Annotated in this window: 20 protein-coding genes and 1 pseudogene; 4 read left to right on the forward strand and 17 right to left on the reverse strand. The window is 68.4% G+C overall.

The genetic code is table 11. The annotated features are described in order from the left end of the window. Positions 1-153 precede the first annotated feature (153 nt). The 14 genes from nuoN to G6045_RS14875 are packed head-to-tail and all read right to left on the reverse strand — an operon-like array spanning position 154 to position 16171. Positions 154-1803 carry an NADH-quinone oxidoreductase subunit NuoN gene (gene nuoN / locus G6045_RS14810; RefSeq protein ID WP_165332396.1) on the reverse strand — a complete coding sequence of 550 codons (1650 nt, stop codon included), beginning with the start codon at positions 1801-1803 and terminating at the stop codon, positions 154-156. Then, positions 1800-3374 carry an NADH-quinone oxidoreductase subunit M gene (locus G6045_RS14815; RefSeq protein ID WP_165332397.1) on the reverse strand — a complete coding sequence of 525 codons (1575 nt, stop codon included), beginning with the start codon at positions 3372-3374 and terminating at the stop codon, positions 1800-1802. Before G6045_RS14815 ends, nuoN begins: the two co-directional genes overlap by 4 nt. Before the next feature lie 4 nt (positions 3375-3378). Beyond that, a complete protein-coding gene (gene nuoL / locus G6045_RS14820) occupies positions 3379-5277 on the reverse strand; it encodes an NADH-quinone oxidoreductase subunit L (protein ID WP_165332398.1) in 1899 nt (632 codons plus the stop codon). A gap of 15 nt (positions 5278-5292) precedes the next feature. Continuing rightward, complete coding sequence (gene nuoK / locus G6045_RS14825) at positions 5293-5592, reverse strand: NADH-quinone oxidoreductase subunit NuoK (protein WP_165332399.1); 300 nt, start codon at positions 5590-5592, stop codon at positions 5293-5295. Then, a complete protein-coding gene (locus tag G6045_RS14830) occupies positions 5589-6431 on the reverse strand; it encodes an NADH-quinone oxidoreductase subunit J (protein ID WP_165332400.1) in 843 nt (280 codons plus the stop codon). Before G6045_RS14830 ends, nuoK begins: the two co-directional genes overlap by 4 nt. Next, the gene (gene nuoI / locus G6045_RS14835; protein WP_165332416.1) at positions 6428-7093 is read right to left on the reverse strand and encodes an NADH-quinone oxidoreductase subunit NuoI; all 666 of its coding nucleotides are present in this window, start codon (positions 7091-7093) and stop codon (positions 6428-6430) included. Before nuoI ends, G6045_RS14830 begins: the two co-directional genes overlap by 4 nt. A gap of 40 nt (positions 7094-7133) precedes the next feature. After that, positions 7134-8489: an NADH-quinone oxidoreductase subunit NuoH gene (gene nuoH, locus G6045_RS14840; RefSeq protein WP_165332401.1), complete on the reverse strand. Its 1356-nt coding sequence runs from the start codon at positions 8487-8489 to the stop codon at positions 7134-7136. Further along, positions 8486-10984, reverse strand: coding sequence for an NADH-quinone oxidoreductase subunit G (locus G6045_RS14845; protein WP_165332402.1), 2499 nt, complete (start codon positions 10982-10984; stop codon positions 8486-8488). The genes nuoH and G6045_RS14845 overlap by 4 nt, the downstream gene beginning before the upstream one ends. Next, the gene (gene nuoF / locus G6045_RS14850) at positions 10981-12342 is read right to left on the reverse strand and encodes an NADH-quinone oxidoreductase subunit NuoF (protein ID WP_165332403.1); all 1362 of its coding nucleotides are present in this window, start codon (positions 12340-12342) and stop codon (positions 10981-10983) included. The genes G6045_RS14845 and nuoF overlap by 4 nt, the downstream gene beginning before the upstream one ends. Then, positions 12342-13148 carry an NADH-quinone oxidoreductase subunit NuoE gene (nuoE, locus tag G6045_RS14855; RefSeq protein WP_165332417.1) on the reverse strand — a complete coding sequence of 269 codons (807 nt, stop codon included), beginning with the start codon at positions 13146-13148 and terminating at the stop codon, positions 12342-12344. The genes nuoF and nuoE overlap by 1 nt, the downstream gene beginning before the upstream one ends. Positions 13149-13177: 29 nt before the next feature. Then, positions 13178-14512 (reverse strand): NADH-quinone oxidoreductase subunit D, encoded by a 1335-nt coding sequence (locus G6045_RS14860; protein ID WP_165332404.1) that lies wholly within the window; start codon positions 14510-14512, stop codon positions 13178-13180. Then, positions 14512-15246, reverse strand: a complete 735-nt coding sequence (locus G6045_RS14865; protein WP_165332405.1) for an NADH-quinone oxidoreductase subunit C — start codon at positions 15244-15246, stop codon at positions 14512-14514. The genes G6045_RS14860 and G6045_RS14865 overlap by 1 nt, the downstream gene beginning before the upstream one ends. Continuing rightward, on the reverse strand, positions 15243-15797 hold the full coding sequence (locus G6045_RS14870) for a NuoB/complex I 20 kDa subunit family protein (protein ID WP_165332406.1): 555 nt from the start codon (positions 15795-15797) through the stop codon (positions 15243-15245). The genes G6045_RS14865 and G6045_RS14870 overlap by 4 nt, the downstream gene beginning before the upstream one ends. A gap of 14 nt (positions 15798-15811) precedes the next feature. Then, positions 15812-16171, reverse strand: a complete 360-nt coding sequence (locus G6045_RS14875; RefSeq protein ID WP_093617117.1) for an NADH-quinone oxidoreductase subunit A — start codon at positions 16169-16171, stop codon at positions 15812-15814. A 711-nt stretch (positions 16172-16882) separates the two neighbouring features. Here G6045_RS14875 and G6045_RS14880 point away from each other — a divergent pair. Then, positions 16883-17671 (forward strand): C40 family peptidase, encoded by a 789-nt coding sequence (locus G6045_RS14880; RefSeq protein WP_165332407.1) that lies wholly within the window; start codon positions 16883-16885, stop codon positions 17669-17671. Positions 17672-17761: 90 nt separating this feature from the next. Here G6045_RS14880 and G6045_RS14885 read toward each other — a convergent pair whose 3' ends face one another. Continuing rightward, positions 17762-18307 (reverse strand): hypothetical protein, encoded by a 546-nt coding sequence (locus G6045_RS14885; protein WP_206343740.1) that lies wholly within the window; start codon positions 18305-18307, stop codon positions 17762-17764. On the opposite strand from G6045_RS14885, the gene G6045_RS14890 reads away from it, so the two are divergent. Continuing rightward, positions 18306-18638, forward strand: a complete 333-nt coding sequence (locus G6045_RS14890; protein ID WP_165332408.1) for a DUF952 domain-containing protein — start codon at positions 18306-18308, stop codon at positions 18636-18638. The two genes, G6045_RS14885 and G6045_RS14890, sit on opposite strands and share 2 nt — an antisense overlap. 22 nt (positions 18639-18660) lie before the next feature. Here the strand turns inward: G6045_RS14890 and G6045_RS14895 are convergent, their stop codons facing one another. Beyond that, entirely contained in the window at positions 18661-19983 is a 1323-nt protein-coding gene (locus G6045_RS14895; protein ID WP_165332409.1) for a geranylgeranyl reductase family protein, read from the reverse strand. Between the two features lie 99 nt (positions 19984-20082). Here G6045_RS14895 and G6045_RS14900 point away from each other — a divergent pair, with 99 nt between their 5' ends. Together G6045_RS14900 and G6045_RS14905 are read left to right on the forward strand one after the other, a co-directional pair. Further along, complete coding sequence (locus G6045_RS14900; protein ID WP_165332410.1) at positions 20083-20613, forward strand: GNAT family N-acetyltransferase; 531 nt, start codon at positions 20083-20085, stop codon at positions 20611-20613. A gap of 137 nt (positions 20614-20750) precedes the next feature. After that, the gene (locus G6045_RS14905) at positions 20751-21071 is read left to right on the forward strand and encodes a PASTA domain-containing protein (RefSeq protein ID WP_328707782.1); all 321 of its coding nucleotides are present in this window, start codon (positions 20751-20753) and stop codon (positions 21069-21071) included. Between the two features lie 7 nt (positions 21072-21078). Here the strand turns inward: G6045_RS14905 and G6045_RS14910 are convergent. Beyond that, positions 21079-21817 (reverse strand): annotated as a pseudogene (locus G6045_RS14910) (hypothetical protein); the annotation flags it as partial.

Consider the following 21817-nt stretch of genomic DNA (forward strand, 5'->3'; position numbering starts at 1 on the left):
GTGCTCCGCCGCTCCGCGGCGGGGTGTGTTGTGCGGGGCTGACGCCCCACACCCCTTCCGCGGGGGCTCCGCCCCCTGCACCCCTAAGGTGCGGGCACAAACCAACCGCCCGGCACCCTGAAGGGCACCGGGCGGCCGTATCGGACCCAGGACTCAGCGGACGAAGACGCTCGCCTGGTTGGCCAGGTCCAGGAAGTACTGCGGGGCGACGCCGAGGACCAGCGTGACCGCCACGCCGACGCCGATCGCCGTCATGGTGAGCGGTGACGGGACCGCCACCGTGGGGCCCTCGGGCTTGGGCTCGCTGAAGAACATCAGGACGATCACGCGGATGTAGAAGAACGCCGCGATGGCCGACGAGATGACGCCGACGACGACCAGCGCACCCGCGCCGCCCTCCGCCGCCGCCTTGAACACCGCGAACTTGCCCGCGAAGCCCGACGTCAGCGGAATGCCCGCGAAGGCAAGGAGGAAGACCGCGAAGACCGCGGCCACCAGCGGTGAACGGCGTCCGAGCCCCGCCCACTTGGACAGGTGCGTCGCCTCGCCGCCCGCGTCCCGCACCAGCGTGACCACGGCGAACGCGCCGATCGTCACGAAGGAGTAGGCACCCAGGTAGAAGAGGACCGACGAGATGCCGTCGGGCGTCGTCGCGATGACACCGGCCAGGATGAAGCCGGCGTGCGCGATCGACGAGTACGCGAGCAGCCGCTTGATGTCCGTCTGCGTGATCGCGACGATCGCGCCGAGCAGCATCGTGGCGATCGCCACGCCCCACATGACCGGCCGCCAGTCCCAGCGCAGGCCCGGAAGCACCACGTACAGCAGACGCAGCAGCGCACCGAACGCCGCGACCTTCGTGGCCGCCGCCATGAAGCCGGTGACCGGGGTCGGGGCGCCCTGGTAGACGTCCGGGGTCCACATGTGGAACGGGACGGCGCCGACCTTGAAGAGCAGACCCATCAGGATCAGCGCGGCGCCGACGAGCAGCAGCGCGTCGTTGCCCATCGTGCCGGCGAGCGCCGGGTTCACGTTCTGCACGGTGCCGTCGACGACGTCCGCGATCCCGGCGTACGACACCGTGCCCGCGTATCCGTAAAGGAGCGCGATGCCGAAGAGCAGGAAGGCGGAGGAGAACGCGCCGAGCAGGAAGTACTTGACCGCCGCTTCCTGCGACATGAGCCGCTTGCGGCGGGCTAGCGCACACATCAGGTAGAGCGGAAGCGAGAAGACCTCAAGGGCGATGAACAGAGTCAGCAGGTCGTTCGCCGAGGGGAAGACCAGCATGCCGCCGATCGCGAAGAGTGCGAGCGGGAACACCTCGGTGGTGGTGAACCCGGCCCGTACCGCGGCCTGTTCACTCTCGCTGCCCGGCACGGACGCGGCCTGGGCCGCGAACGAGTCGACGCGGTTGCCGTGCGCCTCCGGGTCGAGCCTGCGCTCGGCGAAGGTGAAGATCGCCACCAGACCGGACAGCAGGATCGTGCCCTGCAGGAACAGGGCGGGCCCGTCGACGGCGAGCGCCCCCATGGCCACGATGCCCGACTCGGTGGTGCCGTGCCCGCCGGCCGCGAGCGCCACCACCGCGGCGAACGCGGCGACGAGCGCGACCACCGACAGGAAGACCTGCACGTAGTAGCGGGCCACCCGCGGCACGAACGCCTCGACCAGGATGCCGAGGATCGCGGCGCCGATCACGATCAGCGTGGGAGCGATCAGGCTGTACTCGATCTGCGGGGAGTCGATCTTCGTGATCGGCTCGGCCGCGGTTGTCCACAGGCTGTGGACGGCTGTTGCGCTCACTTGGCCGCCACCTCCGGCTCGGGGTCATGCTGCTTTACGTCGGAGAGCGTGTGCTTGACCGCCGGGTCGACCAGTTCGGTGACCGGCTTCGGGTACACGCCGAGGAAGACAAGGAGAACGATCAGCGGTCCCACGACAAGGAGTTCGCGCAGCTTGAGGTCGGGCATCTTGGCGACTTCGAGCTTTACGGGGCCTGTCATCGTCCGCTGGTACAGGACCAGGGAGTACAGCGCGCCGAGCACGATGCCGAAGGTCGCGATGATGCCGATGACCGGGTAGCGCGCGAACGTGCCGACCAGGACCAGGAATTCGCTGACGAACGGGGCGAGTCCCGGCAGCGACAGCGTGGCGAGCGAGCCGATCAGGAAGGTGCCGGCCAGGACCGGCGCCACCTTCTGCACCCCGCCGTAATCCGCGATGAGCCGCGAGCCGCGCCGGGAGATCAGGAACCCGGCGACGAGCATCAACGCGGCCGTCGAAATACCGTGGTTGACCATGTAGAGCGTCGCGCCCGACTGGCCCTGGCTGGTCATCGCGAAGATGCCCATGATGATGAACCCGAAGTGCGAGATCGACGCGTATGCGACCAGGCGCTTGATGTCCCGCTGGCCGACCGCGAGCAGCGCTCCGTACACGATGGAGATCAGGGCGAGGACGAGGACCACCGGAGTGGCCCATTCCGACGCGTTCGGGAAGAGCTGCAGGCAGTAACGCAGCATCGCGAAGGTGCCGACCTTGTCGACCACTGCCGTGATCAGTACGGCAACCGGGGCCGTGGCCTCGCCCATCGCGTTCGGCAGCCAGGTGTGCAGCGGCCAGAGCGGGGCCTTCACCGCGAAGGCGAAGAAGAAGCCGAGGAACAGCAGGCGCTCGGTGTTGGTCGCCATCTCCAGCTCGCCGGCCGCGCGCATCTCGGCGATCTCGCTCAGCGAGAAGGTGCCGGCGACCACGTACAGGCCGATGACCGCGGCCAGCATGATCAGGCCGCCGACCAGGTTGTAGAGCAGGAACTTCACGGCCGCGTACGAGCGTTGGGCCGCCGCGTTCTCGTCCGAGCCCGCGTGGGCGCGGTCGCCGAAGCCGCCGATGAGGAAGTACATCGGGATGAGCATGGCTTCGAACAGGATGTAGAAGAGGAAGACGTCGGTGGCCTCGAAGGAGAGGATCACCATCGCTTCCACCATCAGGATCAGCGCGAAGAAGCCCTGCGTCGGGCGCCAGCGTGTGTTCCCGGTCTCCTGCGGGTCCGCGTCGTGCCAGCCCGCCACGATGATGAACGGGATCAGCAGCGCGGTGAGGCCGATGAGGGCCACGCCGATGCCGTCCACGCCCAGTTCGTAGCGGACCCCGAAGTCCGCGATCCAGGAGTGCGACTCGGTCAGCTGGTAACGGTCGGCGCCGGAGCCGGTGTTGAACCGGATCCCGACGACCACCGCGAGCGCCAGCGTGACCAGCGAGAAGAACAGCGCGAGCCATTTGGCCGCGGTGCGCTTGGCGGCGGGTACGGCGGCGGTGGCGATCGCACCGAGCGCCGGCACCGCTGCCGTCAATGTCAGAAGAGGAAAGGACATCGGATCAGACCGCCCTCATCAGCAGGGTCGCGGCGACGAGTACCGCCGTACCGCCCAACATCGAGACCGCGTAACTGCGGGCGTAGCCGTTCTGCAGCTTGCGCAGCCGACCGGAGAGCCCGCCGACGCCTGCCGCCGTGCCGTTGACGACGCCGTCCACCAGGGTGTGGTCGACGTACACCAGCGAGCGCGTGAGGTGCTCGCCGCCGCGGACCAGGACCACGTGGTTGAAGTCGTCCTGGAGCAGGTCGCGGCGGGCGGCCCGGGTGAGCACCGAACCTCGCGGGGCGGTGACCGGGACTGGACGCTTGCCGTACATGAACCAGGCGATGGCGACACCGATCAGGAGGACCACGACCGTCGAGGCCGTGATCGCCGGAACGCTGATCACCGGGTGCGGGTGCTCGAAGCTCGTGACCGGCTCCAGCCAGTGCACGAACGACTCGTTGAGCGAGAACAGACCGCCCGCGAAGACCGAGCCGAAGGCGAGCACGATCATCGGGATCGTCATCGACTTGGGCGACTCGTGCGGGTGCGGCTCGTGACCTTCCGCATCGGGCTGCCAGCGCTTCTCGCCGAAGAAGGTCATCAGCATCACGCGGGTCATGTAGAACGCGGTGATGCCCGCGCCGAGCAGTGCGACACCGCCGAAGATCCAGCCGCGGATCCCGTCGTCGTACGCGAAGGCCGCCTCGATGATCTTGTCCTTGGACCAGAAGCCCGACAGACCCGGGAAGCCGATGATCGCGAGGTAGCCGAGCCCGAAGGTCGCGAAGGTGACCGGCATGTACTTGCGCAGGCCGCCGTACTTGCGCATGTCGACCTCGTCGTTCATGCCGTGCATAACCGAACCGGCACCGAGGAAGAGCCCGGCCTTGAAGAAGCCGTGCGTCACCAGGTGCATGATCGCGAAGGCGTAGCCGATCGGGCCGAGGCCGGCCGCGAGGATCATGTAGCCGATCTGCGACATCGTCGAACCCGCGAGGGCCTTCTTGATGTCGTCCTTGGCGCAACCGACGATCGCACCGAAGAGCAGCGTGACCGCACCCACGATGACGACCGCGAGCTGAGCGTCCGGAGCACCGTTGAAGATCGCGCCGGACCGGGTGATCAGGTAGACGCCCGCGGTCACCATGGTCGCGGCGTGGATGAGGGCCGAGACCGGGGTCGGGCCCTCCATCGCGTCCCCGAGCCAGGACTGCAGCGGCACCTGGGCCGACTTGCCGCACGCGGCGAGCAGCAACATCAGGCCGATCGCCGTGAGCTTGCCCTCGCTGGTCTCACCGGTCGCAGCGAGTACGTCGCCGAAGGCGAAGGTCCCGAACGTGGTGAACATCAGCATGATCGCGATGGACAGGCCCATGTCGCCGACGCGGTTGACCAGGAAGGCCTTCTTGGCCGCGGTGGCCGCGCTGGGCTTGTGCTGCCAGAACCCGATGAGCAGGTACGACGCCAGACCGACGCCCTCCCAGCCCACGTACAGGAGCAGGTAGTTGTCGGCGATGACGAGGATCAGCATCGCCGCGAGGAACAGGTTCAGATAGCCGAAGAAGCGGCGGCGCCGCTCGTCGTGCTCCATGTAGCCGATCGAGTAGATGTGGATCAGCGAGCCCACACCGGTGATCAGGAGCACGAAGGTCATCGACAACTGGTCGAGCTGGAAGGCCACATCGGCCTGGAAGCCGCCGACCGGGATCCAGCTGAACAGATGCTGGTGCATCGCCCGGTCATCGGCGTCCCGGCCGAGCATGTCCATGAACAGCACGACACCGACGACGAACGAGCCGAGCGCGAACAGCGTGCCGAGCCAGTGGCCGGTGCGGTCGAGCCGGCGCCCGCCGCACAGCAGGACCACCGCTCCGAGCAGAGGCGCCGCGACGAGCAGCGCAATCAAGTTCTCCACGATTCAGCGACCCCTTTAGAGCTTCATCAGGCTGGCGTCGTCGACCGAGGCCGAGTGGCGGGAACGGAACAGGGACACGATGATCGCGAGCCCGACCACGACCTCGGCGGCGGCGACGACCATCGTGAAGAAGGCGATGATCTGGCCGTCGAGATTGCCGTGCATCCGCGAGAAGGCCACGAACGCCAAGTTGCAGGCATTGAGCATGAGCTCGATGCACATGAACACGACGATCGCGTTCCGCCTGATCAGCACGCCGGTGGCGCCGATCGAGAACAACAGGGCGGCGAGATAGAGGTAGTTGACGGGGTTCACTTCGCGGCCTCCTCTTCCCGGTCGTCCCTGCCGAGCCGCTCCGCGGAGCGCTGCTCGAGGGCCGCCAGGTCCTTCAGCGCCTCGCTGGACACATCACGGATCTGGCCGCGGTCCCGCAGCGTCCGCATCACCGTGAGCTCGGACGGGGTGCCGTCGGGCAGCAGTCCGGCGATGTCCACCGCGTTGTGCCGTGCGTAGACACCGGGCGCCGGCAGCGGCGGCAGGTGCTTGCCCTCGCGTACGCGCCGTTCGGCCATCTCCCGCTGGGTGAGGGCGCGTTCGGTGCGCTCGCGGTGCGTGAGCACCATGGCGCCGACGGCCGCGGTGATCAGCAGCGCGCCGGTGATCTCGAAGGCGAACACATACTTGGTGAAGATCAGGGCCGCGAGGCCCTCGACGTTCCCGCCCGCGTTCGCCGCGCCGAGCCCGTTGAACTCGGTGATCGCGGCGTTCCCGATGCCCGCGGTGAGCAGCACCGCGAAGCCGAGACCGCACAGGGCGGCGAGCCAGCGCTGGCCCTTGATGGTCTCCTTCAGGGAGTCGGCGGCGGTGACACCGACGAGCATGACCACGAAGAGGAAGAGCATCATGATCGCGCCGGTGTAGACGACGACCTGGACGATGCCCAGGAAGTACGCCCCGTTGGCGAGGTAGAAGACCGCCAGGATGATCATGGTGCCGGCCAGACACAGCGCGCTGTGCACGGCCTTCTTCATCAGGATCGTGCACAGCGCGCCGATCACGGCGACGGTGCCGAGCACCCAGAACTGGAAGGCCTCACCGGTGGAGGTGGTGTAGGCGGCGAGGTCGGTCACCGCGTGGGAGGCGAGCGCGCTCATCGGCCGATCACCTTCCCGGACGCGGGCTCGGTCCCGCCGAAGGTGGAGTCCGCCTCCTGCACCACTTCGCCCTTGGAGTGGGCGACTTGCTGCACGGTCCCGGGCGCCGCCTCGGTCACCAGACCGCGGTAGTAGTCGCTCTCGTCCATCCCGGGGTAGATCGCGTGCGGGCTGTCGACCATGGTGTCCTCGAGCCCGGCGAGCAGCTGCTCCTTGGTGTAGATCAGGTTGGCGCGGCTGGAGTCGGCGAGCTCGAACTCGTTCGTCATCGTGAGCGCCCGCGTGGGACACGCCTCGATGCACAGCCCGCACAGAATGCAGCGCGCGTAATTGATCTGGTAGACGCGGCCGTAGCGCTCACCGGGCGAGTAGCGCTCCTCCTCGGTGTTGTCCGCGCCCTCCACGTAAATGGCATCGGCGGGACAGGCCCAGGCGCACAACTCGCAGCCGACGCACTTCTCGAGCCCGTCGGGATGCCGGTTGAGCTGGTGCCGGCCGTGGAAGCGCGGCGCCGTCGTCTTCGGCTGCTCCGGGTACTGCTCCGTGAGCCGCTTCTTGAACATGGCCTTGAAGGTCACGGCGAACCCGGCCACGGGGTTCTGGAACCCCTGTGCCGTGTCCTTGCCCTCGACGGGACCGGACCCGGCCGCCTGCGCGGGCAGCCCGGTGGCCCCGGTCGGCTCGATCGACTTTCCGGTTTCCTCAGACACCGTCCGCCTCCCTTCCCTCACTCGCAGTATCGGACCCGCCACTGACAACCAACTCCCGCTCCTGGCGCGACCGCCGGCGCGGCACGGGCGGCAGGCTCTGACCCGGCTTCGGCGGTACGGGGAAGCCGCCGGCCATCGGGTCGAAGACCTCCGGAGCCTGCTCGATCCCCGTGTCCTTCTCCTTGCCGCGGAACATGTCCACCACGAAGGAGAGGAGGAGCAGCGCGATGACTCCGCCGGCCACGTACATCACGATCTCGGCGAAGTCGTAGTTCTCGTTGCGCAGCGTGCGCACCGTCGCGACGAGCATCAGCCAGACCACGGAGACCGGGATGAGCACCTTCCAGCCGAGCTTCATCAGCTGGTCGTAGCGCACACGCGGGAGCGTGCCGCGCAGCCAGATGAAGAAGAACAGCAGCAGCTGGACCTTGACGATGAACCAGAGCATCGGCCACCAGCCGTAGTTGGCGCCCTCCCAGAAGGTGCTGATCGGGTACGGAGCCCGCCAGCCGCCCAGGAAGAGGGTGGTCGCGACCGCGGAGACCGTCACCATGTTCACGTACTCGGCGAGCATGAAGAGCGCGAACTTGATGGACGAGTACTCGGTGTTGAAGCCGCCGACCAGGTCGCCCTCGGACTCCGGCATGTCGAACGGGGCGCGGTTGGTCTCACCGACCATGGTCACGATGTAGAGCAGGAACGACACCGGAAGCAGCAGGATGTACCAGCGGTCCCCCTGCGCCTCCACGATCGTCGAGGTCGACATCGAGCCCGAGTAGAGGAAGACGGAGGCGAACGCGGCGCCCATCGCGATCTCGTACGAGATCATCTGGGCGCAGGAGCGCAGGCCGCCGAGCAGCGGGTACGTGGACCCTGAGGACCAGCCCGCGAGCACGATGCCGTAGATGCCGACCGAGGCGACCGCGAGGATGTAGAGCATCGCGATCGGCAGGTCGGTGAGCTGCATCGTGGTGCGCTGGCCGAAGATCGACACCTGGTTGTCGGCGGGCCCGAAGGGGATCACCGCGATCGCCATGAAGGCCGGGATGGCCGCGACGATCGGCGCCAGGACGTAGACGACCTTGTCGGCCCGCTTGACGATGACGTCTTCCTTGAGCATCAGCTTGATGCCGTCCGCGAGGGACTGCAGCAGTCCCCACGGACCGTGGCGGTTGGGGCCGATGCGCAGCTGCATCCAGGCGACGACCTTGCGCTCCCACACGATGGAGAACAGCACGGTCAGCATCAGGAACGCGAAGCAGAAGACCGCCTTGACGGCCACGAGCCACCACGGGTCGGTGCCGAACATCGACAGGTCTTCCGCGGCGAGAGTCACTGCGGGGCTCATGCCTCCACCTCCGCGACGTCCGAAGTGCCCGTGGCCGGGCCGATCTTGACCAGCTCGCCCGGGTGGGCCCCGGTGTCCGAGGCGACGCCGCCGCCGGCCGAGTTCAGCGGGAGCCAGACCACGCGGTCGGGCATCTCGGTGACCTGGAGCGGCAGTCGTACGGAGCCGGCGGGCCCGGTCACGGCGAGCTCGTCGCCGTCCTTGACCCCGGCCTCGGCGGCCGTGGCGGCGGAGACCCTGGCGACGGCCGCGTGCCGCGTACCGGCAAGCGCCTCGTCGCCCTCCTGGAGCCTGCCCTGGTCGAGCAGCAGCCGGTGTCCCGCGAGCACCGCCTCGCCGGAGGCCGGCCGGGGCAACTGCCCCGCGGTCTCCAGCGGTTCGGTGGCGCGCGGGCCGTCCCAGGTGCCGAGCCGGCCCAGCTCGCGGTGGATGGACGTGTTGTCCGGCAGCGCGAGGTGGACGTCCATGGCGTCCGCGAGCATGTGCAGCACGCGGGCGTCGGTGGGCGACAGGGCGCGGGTCATGTGGTCGGGCTTCAGGGCCGCTTCGAACGGCCGCGCCCGGCCTTCCCAGTTGAGGAAGGTCCCCGCCTTCTCGGCGACGGCGGCGACCGGAAGGACGACATCCGCGACCGCGGTGACCTCGCTCGGCCGCAGTTCGAGGGAGACCACGAACACCGCGCTCAGCGCTTCCCGCGCCCGTGCCGGGTCCGGCAGGTCGGCGACCTCGACGCCCGCGACGACCAGAGCCCCGAGTTCGCCGGTCGCGGCGGCCTCGACCATCTGGCCGGTGTCCCGGCCGTAGCGGTGCGGGAGTTCGGCCACGCCCCAGGCGACGGCCACCTCCTCGCGCGCCCGCGGATCGGTCGCGGGGCGACCGGCCGGAAGCAGCGAGGGCAGCGCGCCCGCCTCGATGGCGCCGCGCTCACCCGCCCTGCGCGGGATCCACAGGAGCTGGGCGCCGATCGCGGTGGCCGCCCGCATCGCCGCGGTCAGCGCGCCCGCGACGGACGCGAGCCGCTCACCGACGATGATCACGGAGCCTGCGCCGCGCAGCACCTCGGCCGCCCTCGCGCCCTCTCCTTCGAGCCCGACGCCGGAGGCGAGCGCGTCCAGCCACTCGGTCTCGGTACCGGGAGCGGCGGGAAGCAGCGTGCCGCCGGCCTTCTCCAGACCGCGGGTCTTGTAGGGGGCCAGCGCGAAGGTCTGCTGCTTGGACTGCCGCCAGGCCTTGCGCAGCTTCAGGAAGACGCCGGGCGCCTCCTCCTCGGCCTCGATGCCGACGAGCAGGACGGCGGGTGCCTTCTCCAGCTTCGTGTACGTGACTCCGGATCCGTCGAGGTCACGGCCGCGTCCGGCCACCGCGGCGGCCAGGAAGTCGGCCTCCTCGGAGGAGTGCACCCGGGCGCGGAAGTCGACGTCGTTGGTGTCGAGGGCCACGCGCGCGAACTTGCTGTACGCGTACGCGTCCTCGGCGGTCAGCCGGCCGCCGGCGAGCACACCGGCCCGTCCGCGAGCGGCGAGCAGTCCTTGAGCCGCCGCCTCCAGAGCCTCGGGCCAGGACGCGGGCTCCAACTCGCCGGAGGCGCTGCGTACAAGAGGAGTCGTGAGCCGGTCGCGCTGCTGCGCGTACCGGAACCCGAACCGCCCCTTGTCGCAGATCCACTCCTCGTTGACCTCGGGGTCCTCGGCGGCGAGCCGCCGCATGACCTTGCCGCGCCGGTGGTCGGTGCGCTGGGCGCAGCCACCCGCGCAGTGCTCGCACACCGAAGGCGAGGACACGAGGTCGAACGGACGCGAGCGGAACCGGTAAGCGGCCGAAGTCAGCGCGCCCACCGGGCAGATCTGGATGGTGTTCCCGGAGAAGTACGACTCGAAGGGGTCGCCCTCACCGGTACCGACCTGCTGCAGCGCCCCGCGCTCGATCAGCTCGATCATCGGGTCGCCCGCGACCTGGTTCGAGAACCGGGTGCAGCGGGCGCAGAGCACACAGCGCTCACGGTCGAGAAGGACCTGTGTCGAGATCGGCACCGGCTTCTCGTACGTGCGCTTGTGGCCCTCGAAGCGCGAGTCCGACTGGCCGTGCGACATCGCCTGGTTCTGCAGCGGGCACTCGCCGCCCTTGTCGCAGACCGGGCAGTCGAGGGGGTGGTTGATGAGCAGGAGCTCCATCACACCCTTCTGCGCCTTCTCCGCGACCGGCGAGGTCAGATGCGTCTTGACGACCATGCCGTCGGTGCAGGTGATGGTGCAGGAGGCCATCGGCTTGCGCTGGCCCTCGACCTCCACGATGCACTGCCGGCAGGCACCGGCCGGGTCGAGCAGCGGGTGGTCGCAGAAGCGCGGGATCTCGATGCCGAGCTGTTCGGCGGCCCGGATCACCAAGGTCCCCTTGGGGACGCTGAGTTCCACACCGTCGATCGTCAGCGAGACGAGATCTTCCGGCGGGACCGCCGCCTCTCCGCCCCCGGAGGGAGCGTTGGTCGTGACGGTCATACGTTCACCTCCGCGCTTGAAGCGTGCTTGTCGGCCCAGAGAGTCGACCGGGAGGGGTCGAACGGGCAGCCCTTGCCGGTGATGTGCTGCTCGTACTCCTCGCGGAAGTACTTGAGCGAGGAGAAGATCGGCGAGGCGGCGCCGTCGCCGAGGGCGCAGAAGGACTTGCCGTTGATGTTGTCGGCGATGTCGTTCAGCTTGTCGAGGTCGGCCATCACGCCCTTGCCGTCCTCGATGTCACGGAGCAACTGGACCAGCCAGTACGTCCCTTCGCGGCACGGTGTGCACTTGCCGCAGGACTCATGGGCGTAGAACTCGGTCCAGCGTGTGACCGCCCGTACGACACAGGTGGTCTCGTCGAAGCACTGGAGCGCCTTGGTGCCGAGCATCGAACCCGCGGCGCCGACGCCCTCGTAGTCGAGGGGCACGTCGAGGTGCTCGTCGGTGAACATCGGGGTCGAACTGCCGCCCGGCGTCCAGAACTTGAGCCGGTGGCCGGGCCGCATCCCGCCGCTCATGTCGAGCAGCTGGCGCAGCGTGATCCCGAGCGGTGCCTCGTACTGGCCGGGCGAGACGACATGGCCGCTGAGCGAGTACAGCGTGAAGCCCGGGGACTTCTCGCTGCCCATCGACTTGAACCAGTCCTTGCCCTTGTTCAGGATCGCGGGAACAGACGCGATGGACTCCACGTTGTTCACCACAGTGGGGCACGCGTAAAGGCCTGCGACAGCCGGGAAGGGAGGACGCAGGCGGGGCTGGCCGCGGCGGCCTTCGAGCGAGTCGAGGAGCGCGGTCTCCTCACCACAGATGTACGCCCCGGCGCCGGCGTGCACGGTGAGTTCGAGATTCAGTCCGCTGCCCAGGATGTTCTCGCCGAGGTATCCGGCCTCGTATGCCTCGCGTACGGCCTCGTGCAAGCGCCGCAGTACGGGGACGACTTCACCGCGCAGGTAGATGAAGGCGTGGTTCGACCTGATCGCGTAACACGCGATGATGATGCCCTCGATCAGGCTGTGCGGATTGGCGAAGAGCAGCGGGATGTCCTTGCAGGTCCCCGGCTCGGACTCGTCCGCGTTCACGACCAGGTAGTGCGGCTTGCCGTCTCCCTGCGGGATGAACTGCCACTTCATGCCCGTCGGGAAGCCCGCGCCGCCACGTCCGCGCAGACCCGAGTCCTTGACGTACGCGATGAGGTCGTCGGGCGTCATGGCGAGGGCCTTGCGCAGGCCCTCGTATCCCTCGTGCCTCTTGTACGTCTCCAGGGTCCAGGGCTTCTCCTCGTCCCAGAACGCGGAGAGGACCGGGGCCAGGAGCTTCTCGGGGCTGGTCTCGTGGTTGATCTCGGTGGCCAAGGTCATCACTCCCCCTCCTCGGCGGTGGGGCCTGCCGGGTGGTCCGGGTCGGAGGCCGACGTCTGCTGCGGTGCGTCGTGCGACGACAGGTGCTCGGGGGCGGAATCGCCCTGCGGGGCCTCGCCGCGCGGGTGCACCACACGGGCGGGGACCGTCTCGCCCTTGGCGAGCCGCAGACCGATCAGCGAGGCGGGCCCGGCGCCGCCGGACTCGTCCACCGCGCCTTCGCGCTCGTCCGGGAAACCGGCGAGGATCCGCGCGGTCTCCTTGAAGGTGCACAGGCGCGCACCGCGCGTGGGCTGGACCTCGCGTCCGGCGCGCAGGTCGTCGACCAACTGCCGTGCGCTGCCCGGGGTCTGGTTGTCGAAGAACTCCCAGTTCACCATCACCACGGGCGCGAAGTCGCAGGCCGCGTTGCACTCGATGTGCTCGAGGGTGACCTTGCCGTCCTCGGTGGTCTCGTTGTTGCCGACCCCGAGGTGCTGCTTGAGGTCCTCGAAGATGGCGTCACCGCCCATGACGGCGCACAACGTGTTGGTGCAGACACCGACTTGGTAGTCGCCCGACGGCTTGCGGCGGTACATCGTGTAGAAGGTCGCCACCGCCGTGACCTCGGCCGTCGTCAGACCGAGGACGTCGGCGCAGAACTGCATGCCGGTCCGGGTGACGTGCCCCTCCTCCGACTGCACGAGGTGCAGCAGCGGCAGGAGCGCCGAACGCGAGTCCGGGTAGCGGGCGATGACTTCCTTCGCGTCCGCCTCGAGCCGGGCACGGACGTCGGCCGGGTAGTCGGGGGCCGGCAGCTGGGGCATGCCCAGGCTGACGCCCTCTTGAGAAGTGGTCACCGGTCGACGCCTCCCATCACGGGGTCGATGGACGCGACGGCGACGATGACGTCGGCGACCTGCCCGCCCTCGCACATCGCCGCCATGGCCTGCAGATTGGTGAAGGACGGGTCACGGAAGTGGACCCGGTAGGGGCGGGTGCCGCCGTCAGAGACGACATGCGCGCCGAGCTCGCCCTTGGGCGATTCGACGGCCGCGTACGCCTGGCCCGGCGGGACCCGGAAGCCCTCGGTCACCAGCTTGAAATGGTGGATCAGGGCCTCCATGGAGGTGCCCATGATGTTCTTGATGTGGTCGACCGAGTTGCCGAGTCCGTCCGGGCCGAGCGCGAGCTGCGCGGGCCAGGCGATCTTCTTGTCGGCGACCATGACCGGTCCCGGCGCGAGCCGGTCCAGGCACTGCTCGACGATCCGCAGCGACTGCCGCATCTCTTCGAGCCGGATCAGGAAGCGGCCGTACGAGTCGCAGGTCTCGGCGGTCGGGACCTCGAAGTCGTACGTCTCGTAGCCGCAGTACGGGTCCGTCTTGCGCAGGTCGTGCGGCAGACCGGCCGAGCGCAGGACCGGACCCGTGGCCCCGAGGGCCATGCAGCCCGCGAGGTCGAGATAACCGACGTCCTGCATACGGGCCTTGAAGATCGGGTTCCCGGTCGCGAGCTTGTCGTACTCGGGAAGGTTCTTCTTCATGGTCTTCACGAACTCGCGCAGCTGGTCCACCGCGCCCGGCGGCAGGTCCTGGGCGAGACCGCCAGGACGGATGTACGCGTGGTTCATCCGGAGCCCGGTGATCAACTCATACAGGTCCAGGATCAGTTCGCGGTCCCGGAACCCGTAGATCATGATCGTGGTCGCGCCCAGCTCCATACCGCCGGTGGCGATGCATACCAGGTGCGAGGAGAGCCGGTTCAGCTCCATGAGCAGAACGCGGATGATGTTCGCGCGGTCGGGGATCTGATCCTCGATGCCGAGCAGCTTCTCCACGCCCAGGCAGTACGCCGTCTCGTTGAAGAACGGCGTCAGGTAGTCCATGCGCGTGACGAAGGTGGTGCCCTGCGTCCAGGTCCGGTACTCGAGGTTCTTCTCGATGCCGGTGTGCAGATAGCCGATGCCGCAGCGGGCCTCGGTGACCGTCTCGCCGTCGATCTCCAGGATCAGGCGGAGCACTCCGTGCGTGGACGGGTGCTGCGGGCCCATGTTGACGATGATGCGCTCGTCGTCCGACTTGGCAGCGGCCTGCGCGATCTCGTCCCAGTCGCCGCCGGTGACTGTATATACAGTCCCCTCGGTGGTCGCACGGGCGGAAGCGTGGGACGTTCCACTAGAAGCAGTCATCAGCTGTACGACCTCCGCTGGTCCGGAGCCGGGATCTGGGCGCCCTTGTACTCGACGGCGATACCGCCGAGCGGATAGTCCTTGCGCTGCGGGAAGCCCTGCCAGTCGTCCGGCATCATGATCCGCGTCAGCGCCGGGTGACCGTCGAAGATCAGCCCGAAGAAGTCGTACGTCTCACGCTCGTGCCAGTCGTTGGTCGGATAGAGGCCGACCAGGGACGGAACATGCGGATCGCTGTCGGGAGCGCTGACCTCGAGCCGGATCAGGCGGCCGTGCGTGAGCGAGCGCAGGTGGTACACCGCGTGCAGCTCACGGCCCTTGTCCTCCAGGTAGTGCACACCGCTCACGCCGGTGCACAGCTCGAAGCGCAGGGCCGGGTCGTCGCGCAGGGTCCGCGCGACCTGGAGCAGATGCTCGCGTACGACATGGAAGGTGAGCTCGCCGCGGTCGACGACCGTCTTCTCGATCGCGTTTTCCGGGAGGAGGTCCTGCTCCTCCAGGGCACCTTCGAGTTCGTCGGCCACCTCGTCGAACCAGCCGCCGTACGGGCGGTTGCTGGGACCGGGCAGCCGTACCGAGCGGACGAGGCCGCCGTAACCCGAGGTGTCGCCGCCGTTGTTCGCGCCGAACATGCCGCGCTGGACGCGGATCTCCTCGCCGTGCTCACCGCGCTGGCCCGGGAGGTTGGAGGCACCGAGGTCCTTCTCGGGGTTCACGCCATTGCTGTCACTCACCGGAGCAGCCCCTTCATCTCGATCAGGGGGAGCGACTTGAGGGCCGCCTCCTCCGCCTCGCGAGCGGCGTCTTCGGCGTTCACACCGAGCTTGGAACCCTGGATCTTCTGGTGCAGCTTGAGGATCGCGTCCATCAGCATCTCGGGCCGCGGCGGACAGCCGGGCAGATAGATGTCGACGGGGACGATGTGGTCGACGCCCTGGACGATCGCGTAGTTGTTGAACATGCCGCCTGAGGAGGCGCAGACGCCCATGGAAATAACCCACTTGGGGTTCGGCATCTGGTCGTAGACCTGCCGCAGGACCGGCGCCATCTTCTGGCTGACCCGGCCCGCGACGATCATCAGGTCCGCCTGGCGGGGCGAACCGCGGAACACCTCCATGCCGAAACGGGCGAGGTCGTAACGCCCCGCGCCCGTCGTCATCATCTCGATGGCGCAGCAGGCGAGGCCGAAGGTGGCGGGGAAGACGGATGACTTGCGCACCCAGCCCGCTGCCTGTTCGACCGTCGTCAGCAGAAAACCGCTCGGCAGCTTCTCTTCGAGTCCCATAGGTCCCTAGCCCCTCAGTCCCATTCCAGGCCGCCGCGCCGCCAGACGTACGCGTAGGCGACGAAGACGGTGAGCACGAAGAGCAACATCTCCACGAGCCCGAAAACACCCAGGGCGTCGAAGGTGACCGCCCAGGGATAGAGGAAGACGATCTCGATATCGAAGATGATGAAGAGCATCGCCGTCAGGTAGTACTTGATCGGGAAGCGCCCACCGCCGGCCGGAGTCGGCGTCGGCTCGATACCGCACTCATAGGCTTCGAGTTTGGCGCGGTTGTACCGCTTTGGACCGATAAGCGTGGCCATGACCACGGAGAAGATCGCAAAGCCTGCCGCTAGGGCTCCCAGTACGAGGATGGGCGCATAAGCGTTCACCGCTCCTCGCTCCTCTCAGTCGACATTGACTGCTTCGGCGGACTGACTTCTTGGGGCGCGTGCCCCGACTCACCAAGATCGTGCTTATGTGAGGCAGTTCACAAGCCCAACTGCCCCGCATCCTATGCCTGCCGGTCTGTGATCTGCGACACGGGGTACAACAACGCCTTTGTGATCTCCACCACCTGACGAAGGATCATGAAGTCGGATGAGCGGTGATCTTCATACGCGAAGCTCCGGAGTGATCACCAATGGTGATCAATTAACTGGTTACCGCTGGTCACGAGGGTGCGCTCACTATCAAGTGATGGCAGCTGCAAGCAAATTGGCGCCTTGATCGGCAACCTGATAAGGGCAGCCTTCCCTCGCTCGGGGGACCCTTTTGTACCGCTGCTGACGCGTGCACACATTCACGAGCGATTCCGTGCCCGTTCGCCGGCTCACGATGGAGACCTGTTCGTGACCTGTGCCACTTCTGTGAGGACCGTGAAGAACCGGGCTTGGCCAACAACAGCGAGCAGTGGTAGGTGCGGGGCAAAACGGGCGTTACTTGGAAAACCCATGATCACAGCGTCGATCAAGGCTGTCCAAATTGCCCGTTACGGCGTCAATAAGCGTCGACACGCGCGGGATTCGGCTTGATCGGCCACAACTGTGGCGCAGCACACGTTTCTTGAAGGGAACCCTGACGCCCTGATACCGGTTGTTCTCATGTCCCACACCGCTCACATACCCAGCCACCGGAAGCCCCGCCCGCAGCGCGTCACCAAGCTGCGCGCCGGAGTTGCCGGTGGCGTCCTCAGCACCCTCGCGGTGGCCGGCACCACTGGCATGGCGAACGCGGCCGAGCCGGTGACCGAGACCATCGAAATGCCGACGCTCTCCACCGACCTGACGACCCAGGTGGCCGCCACCGCGGATGCCACGCAGCAGGCAGCCGACGCGTACACCCTCCAGGCGGACAAGGACGCGGCCATCGAGGCCGCCGCCAAGGACGCCAAGGAGGCCAAGGACGAGGCCAAGGCCAAGGCCGCCGCCAAGAAGCGTGCCGCCGAGCGTGCGGCCAAGGAGCGCGCCGCCCGCGACTCCGAGCGCACCACGCTCTCCACCGCCTCCGCTTCCGCCACCGCCGAGGCCCCCGCCTCCGGCTCGGTCTCCGCGGTCATCTCCTTCATGAAGGCCCAGCTCGGCGACGCCTACGTCATGGGTGCCACCGGCCCCAACGCGTGGGACTGCTCCTCCCTCGTCCAGGCCGCGTTCAAGCAGGCCGGCGTGGATCTGCCGCGCGTCTCCCAGGACCAGTCGATGGTCGGCACCGAGGTCGGCACGTCCAACCTCCAGGTGGGCGACATCCTTTACTGGGGCGGCAAGGGCTCGGCGTACCACACGGGCGTCTACATCGGTAACGGCCAGTACCTGGACGCCGCGAACCCCTCGAAGGGCGTCGTCATCCAGGACCTGTCGGGCTACCCGGCTTCGGGCGCGGTCCGCGTTCTCTGAGTCCGCGTTCTCTGATTCCGCGTCACACCACGTACGGCGAAGGGCCGCTGCACCCTCGGGGGTGCAGCGGCCCTTCGCTTTTCCGTGCGGTCAGTCCGTGGACGCGGTCAGGTGGTACGTCGTGTCCACCCGGAAGCCCCTGCCCGTGTCCGCCTTGATCTCCAGGACGTACTCGCCGGGGTGCAGCGGGGCGAGCGCGCCCCACAGGCCCCAGGTGTGGCGGCGCTCGGCGCCCAGGGCGAACTGTCCGGAGAACTGCGTCAGTTGCAGCGGGAGGCCGTTGAGCCACGCCTCGGCCCGCGCGATCGGCATCCTCGGCGGCTCCTGGTCGAGCCGGCCCCGTACGGTCTGGATGTTGAAGACCGGGAAGAACACCGGCCGGTCCGCCGGGATCGCACAGGTGCGCGTGACTTTGCCCCCGTACGTCCCGGCCAGGAACCACAGATCGTCCGGCTGGTTCCAGGCGGCGTGCTCGCCCGTCTCGTCCCTGACCGGGCTCAGCTCCTCGGGCGCGGACAGCGCCCACTGCCACCAGCGCCCGGCCAGCGCCCCGCCCACCCGGGGCTCCACCTGCCAGGAGCCGTCCGGTATCGCCTCGTTCACCAGGTCCCCACCCTTGTTAGGCTCCGCCGCCATGACGGAACTGCTGCACCTGACCGAACGCGCCCTGTGGGACGAAGCCGTACGCACGGGTTCGTACGAGCACTCCACCCGCGGACGCACCCTCGCCGAGGAGGGGTTCATCCACTGCTCGACGCGTGAGCAGCTGCCCGCCGTGGCGCAGTTCCTCTACGGCGGGGACACAGGCCACGGCGAGCTCGTCGTGCTGGTCATCGACGCCGAACGGCTCACCGCGCCCGTACGTCACGAAGCGGCGGCTCCCGGCGGGCCCTTGTACCCGCACATCTACGGGCCGGTCCCGACGGAAGCCGTCGTCGGCGTGGAGAGCTGGCCGGCCGCCTCCTGAGCCGGGCCGGCCGCCCCGGCCGTCAGGCCTTCGGGGCCACCTTCGACAGACCGTTGATGATCCGGTCCATCGCGTCGCCGCCCGACGGGTCCGTCAGGTTGGCGAGCATCTTGAGCGTGAAGCGCATCAGCATCGGGTGCGTCAGGCCCCGCTGTGTCGCGATCTTCATGACCTTCGGGTTGCCGATCAGCTTCACGAAGGCGCGGCCCAGCGTGTAGTACCCGCCGTAGGTCTCCTTGAGGATCTTCGGGTAGCGCTGAAGGGCCAGTTCGCGCTGCGACGGGGTCTGGCGGGAGTGCGCCTGGACGATGACGTCCGCCGCGATCTGGCCGGACTCCATGGCGTACGCGATGCCTTCGCCGTTGAAGGGGTTCACCAGGCCGCCCGCGTCACCGACGAGCAGCAGGCCCTTCGTGTAGTGCGGCTGGCGGTTGAAGGCCATGGGCAGGGCCGCGCCCCGGATCGGGGTCGTCATGTTCTCCGGCGTGTAGCCCCAGTCCTCCGGCATCGAGGCGCACCAGGCCTTGAGGACCTCGCGCCAGTCCAGCTCGCGGAAGGCCTTCGAGGAGTTGAGGATGCCGAGGCCGACGTTGGACGTGCCGTCGCCCATGCCGAAGATCCAGCCGTAACCGGGAAGCAGCCGGTCCTCGCCCGGACCGCGGCGGTCCCACAGCTCCAGCCAGGACTCCAGGTAGTCGTCGTCGTGGCGGGGCGAGGTGAAGTACGTGCGGACCGCGACGCCCATCGGGCGGTCCTCGCGGCGGTGCAGGCCCATCGCGAGGGAGATCCGCGTGGAGTTGCCGTCCGCGGCGACCACCAGCGGGGCGTGGAAGGTGACTTCCTTCTTCTCCTCGCCGAGCTTGGCGTGCACACCCGTGATGCGGCCTGTGCGGTCGTCGAGGATCGGGGCGCCGACGTTGCAGCGCTCGTAAAGGCGCGCGCCCGCCTTCTGCGCCTGGCGCGCGAGCTGCTCGTCGAAGTCGTCGCGCTTGCGGACGAGTCCGTAGTCCGGATACGAGGCGAGCTCGGGCCAGTCGAGCTGGAGCCGCACGCCGCCGCCGATGATGCGCAGCCCCTTGTTGCGCAGCCAGCCGGCCTCTTCGGAGATGTCGATGCCCATCGACACCAGCTGCTTGGTGGCGCGCGGGGTCAGGCCGTCGCCGCAGACCTTCTCGCGCGGGAACGCGGTCTTCTCCAGGAGCAGGACGTCGAGTCCGGCCTTCGCCAGGTAGTACGCCGTCGTGGCTCCGGCCGGTCCGGCTCCGACCACGATGACATCGGCGGTGTTCTCGGACAGGGGTTTGGTGAGGGCGTCGGATACGGGCTCGGAGAGGGGCTCGGTCACGGCGGGTTCTCCCCTGGCGTAAAGAATCTACGTGCTGAACAGCACTGGACAGGGGCAGTCTATGGGGGCCGCTTGATCACGAATCGGAGGGCCGCCCGCATGACACCACCCACGCCCAGATCGCTCGTGCCCCTGCCCCCCGACCGTCTGCGTGTCCCGACCGAGGAGGACGCGTACGTCTGGCACCGGGTGTTCGACGACCCCGAGGTGATGGAGTTCCACGGCGGGAAGTCCGCCGAGGTGTCGGTGTACGAGGAGCTCACGGCCCGCCAGCGCCGCCATGACGCCGAACTCGGCTTCTGCTTCTGGACGATCCTCGACGAGGACGGCCAGGTGGCCGGCTTCACGGGCGCGCAGCCCTGGCCGCATCCCGAGTGGGGCCCGGTGGGCGCCATAGAGATCGGCTGGCGGCTCGGCCGGTCCGCGTGGGGCAAGGGCCTGGCGACCGGGGCCGCGCTCACCACCCTCGAACGTCTGAAGGCGGCCGGTGTGCCGGAGGTCGTCGCGATGGTCAACGCCGAGAACCACCGGTCGATCGCCGTGATCGAGCGGCTCGGGATGGAGCTGGCCGAGGTGTTCATGACGCCCGTGGGCAACAAGCGCGGGTGCCGGTACCACTTGGTGCTGTGAGGTTCTGCTTGGTGCTGTGACCTCCCGCCCGGTCCCCGGGGCCCCGCTGTGACCGGTCTGCCGCCTTCCGGTCGGACCGGTTGCCGTCTACCCTTCCGGTACGCCTGGGGGTGACGGCTTTGCGCAGAAAACCCGAAGTGACGGTCCCGAAGTTCGTCGGTCAGATGGCGATGGACGTACGTGAACAGGCAGCGCTCGTCGGCCTGTTGGTCGACGCTCCGCAGGAGCCCGCCTTCCCGTTCATGGTCACCGACTATGTCGTACGGCAGTTCCCCGAGCCGGGCGCGCGGGTGCCCTTCGGGGCCGTCGTCACCCTCTGGTTCGACTTCGGCCCCGACGAGGGCGAGGGCGGCAGCGGGGTCCGCGAACCGCGCACACCCCGCCCGCCGCACGGCGGGATGCAGCGGGAACTGGACGAGCCCGACGGCAGCGGGGAGTGGATCCTGCCCGTGCGGTGAACGGGGATCAGTTCGTCAGGCGCCAGGTCGCAAGTGCCTCGTCGAAGATCTCCTGGCCGCCGAGCTCCCAGTTCTCCTCGTAGTCCGTGAAGTAGATGGCGTACTCCGTGCCGTTCTCGGCCACATACCCCTGGTCGATGGCGTGCACGGTGCGGCCGGTCTCCTCCTCGGTGTACGTGTACTCCCAGACGGCGCCCGGCAGCCCGCGGAAGGTGTTCTCCTCCAGGCGCACCCGCTGGTAGTCGGGCCGGCTCTGCGACTTCTTCTCGATGGTCAGGAAGTTCTCGTACGAGGAGACGGGGGCGTCCGGGACGACACCGATCAGGAAGTGTCCGAACCCGGTCGAACCGGCATAGGTGATCTGCCCGTTCTCCTCGCCGACGCGGCTCCAGACGTCCGGGACCGCGAAGGAGAAGCCGGCGGGGTCGGTGACGATCCGCGAGCTGAGTCCCGCGGTGGGGCTCCCCGACGCGTCGGTCGCGGGCGTCTCGGACGGTACGGGGTCGGTGGTGGGCGGCTCTGTGGTGGGCGGCTCGGCGCTGGGCGACGGAGAAGCCGAGGCCGAGGGCTTGGCATCGTCCGTACCCGGGTCCCCGCCGTCCTCGTTCTGCAGCAGCAGGAAACCGGCCGTCGCGCCACCACCCAGGGCGAGCGCGGCGGTGAGGGTGACGATCCAGAGCGTGACGCGGGAGCGTTGCGGGGGCGGTCCGGCGGGGGCCGGCGCCGGGGGCGGATATCCGTAGCCG

Origin of the sequence: Streptomyces mesophilus (assembly GCF_011044995.1) — a bacterium.
Classification (GTDB): domain Bacteria; phylum Actinomycetota; class Actinomycetes; order Streptomycetales; family Streptomycetaceae; genus Streptomyces; species Streptomyces mesophilus.

Excerpts from the sequence above, each read along its gene's own strand:
- G6045_RS14845 (WP_165332402.1), bottom strand. The coding sequence starts at position 10,984 with ATGACCGTCACGACCAACGCTCCCTCCGGGGGCGGAGAGGCGGCGGTC.
- nuoE (WP_165332417.1), bottom strand. The coding sequence starts at position 13,148 with ATGCCCCAGCTGCCGGCCCCCGACTACCCGGCCGACGTCCGTGCCCGG.
- nuoH (WP_165332401.1), bottom strand. The coding sequence starts at position 8,489 with ATGAGCCCCGCAGTGACTCTCGCCGCGGAAGACCTGTCGATGTTCGGC.
- G6045_RS14880 (WP_165332407.1), top strand. The coding sequence starts at position 16,883 with ATGTCCCACACCGCTCACATACCCAGCCACCGGAAGCCCCGCCCGCAG.
- G6045_RS14830 (WP_165332400.1), bottom strand. The coding sequence starts at position 6,431 with ATGAGCGCGCTCGCCTCCCACGCGGTGACCGACCTCGCCGCCTACACC.
- G6045_RS14900 (WP_165332410.1), top strand. The coding sequence starts at position 20,083 with ATGACACCACCCACGCCCAGATCGCTCGTGCCCCTGCCCCCCGACCGT.
- G6045_RS14860 (WP_165332404.1), bottom strand. The coding sequence starts at position 14,512 with ATGACTGCTTCTAGTGGAACGTCCCACGCTTCCGCCCGTGCGACCACC.
- G6045_RS14870 (WP_165332406.1), bottom strand. The coding sequence starts at position 15,797 with ATGGGACTCGAAGAGAAGCTGCCGAGCGGTTTTCTGCTGACGACGGTC.
- nuoF (WP_165332403.1), bottom strand. The coding sequence starts at position 12,342 with ATGACCTTGGCCACCGAGATCAACCACGAGACCAGCCCCGAGAAGCTC.
- G6045_RS14885 (WP_206343740.1), bottom strand. The coding sequence starts at position 18,307 with ATGGCGGCGGAGCCTAACAAGGGTGGGGACCTGGTGAACGAGGCGATA.
- G6045_RS14890 (WP_165332408.1), top strand. The coding sequence starts at position 18,306 with ATGACGGAACTGCTGCACCTGACCGAACGCGCCCTGTGGGACGAAGCC.
- G6045_RS14815 (WP_165332397.1), bottom strand. The coding sequence starts at position 3,374 with ATGTCCTTTCCTCTTCTGACATTGACGGCAGCGGTGCCGGCGCTCGGT.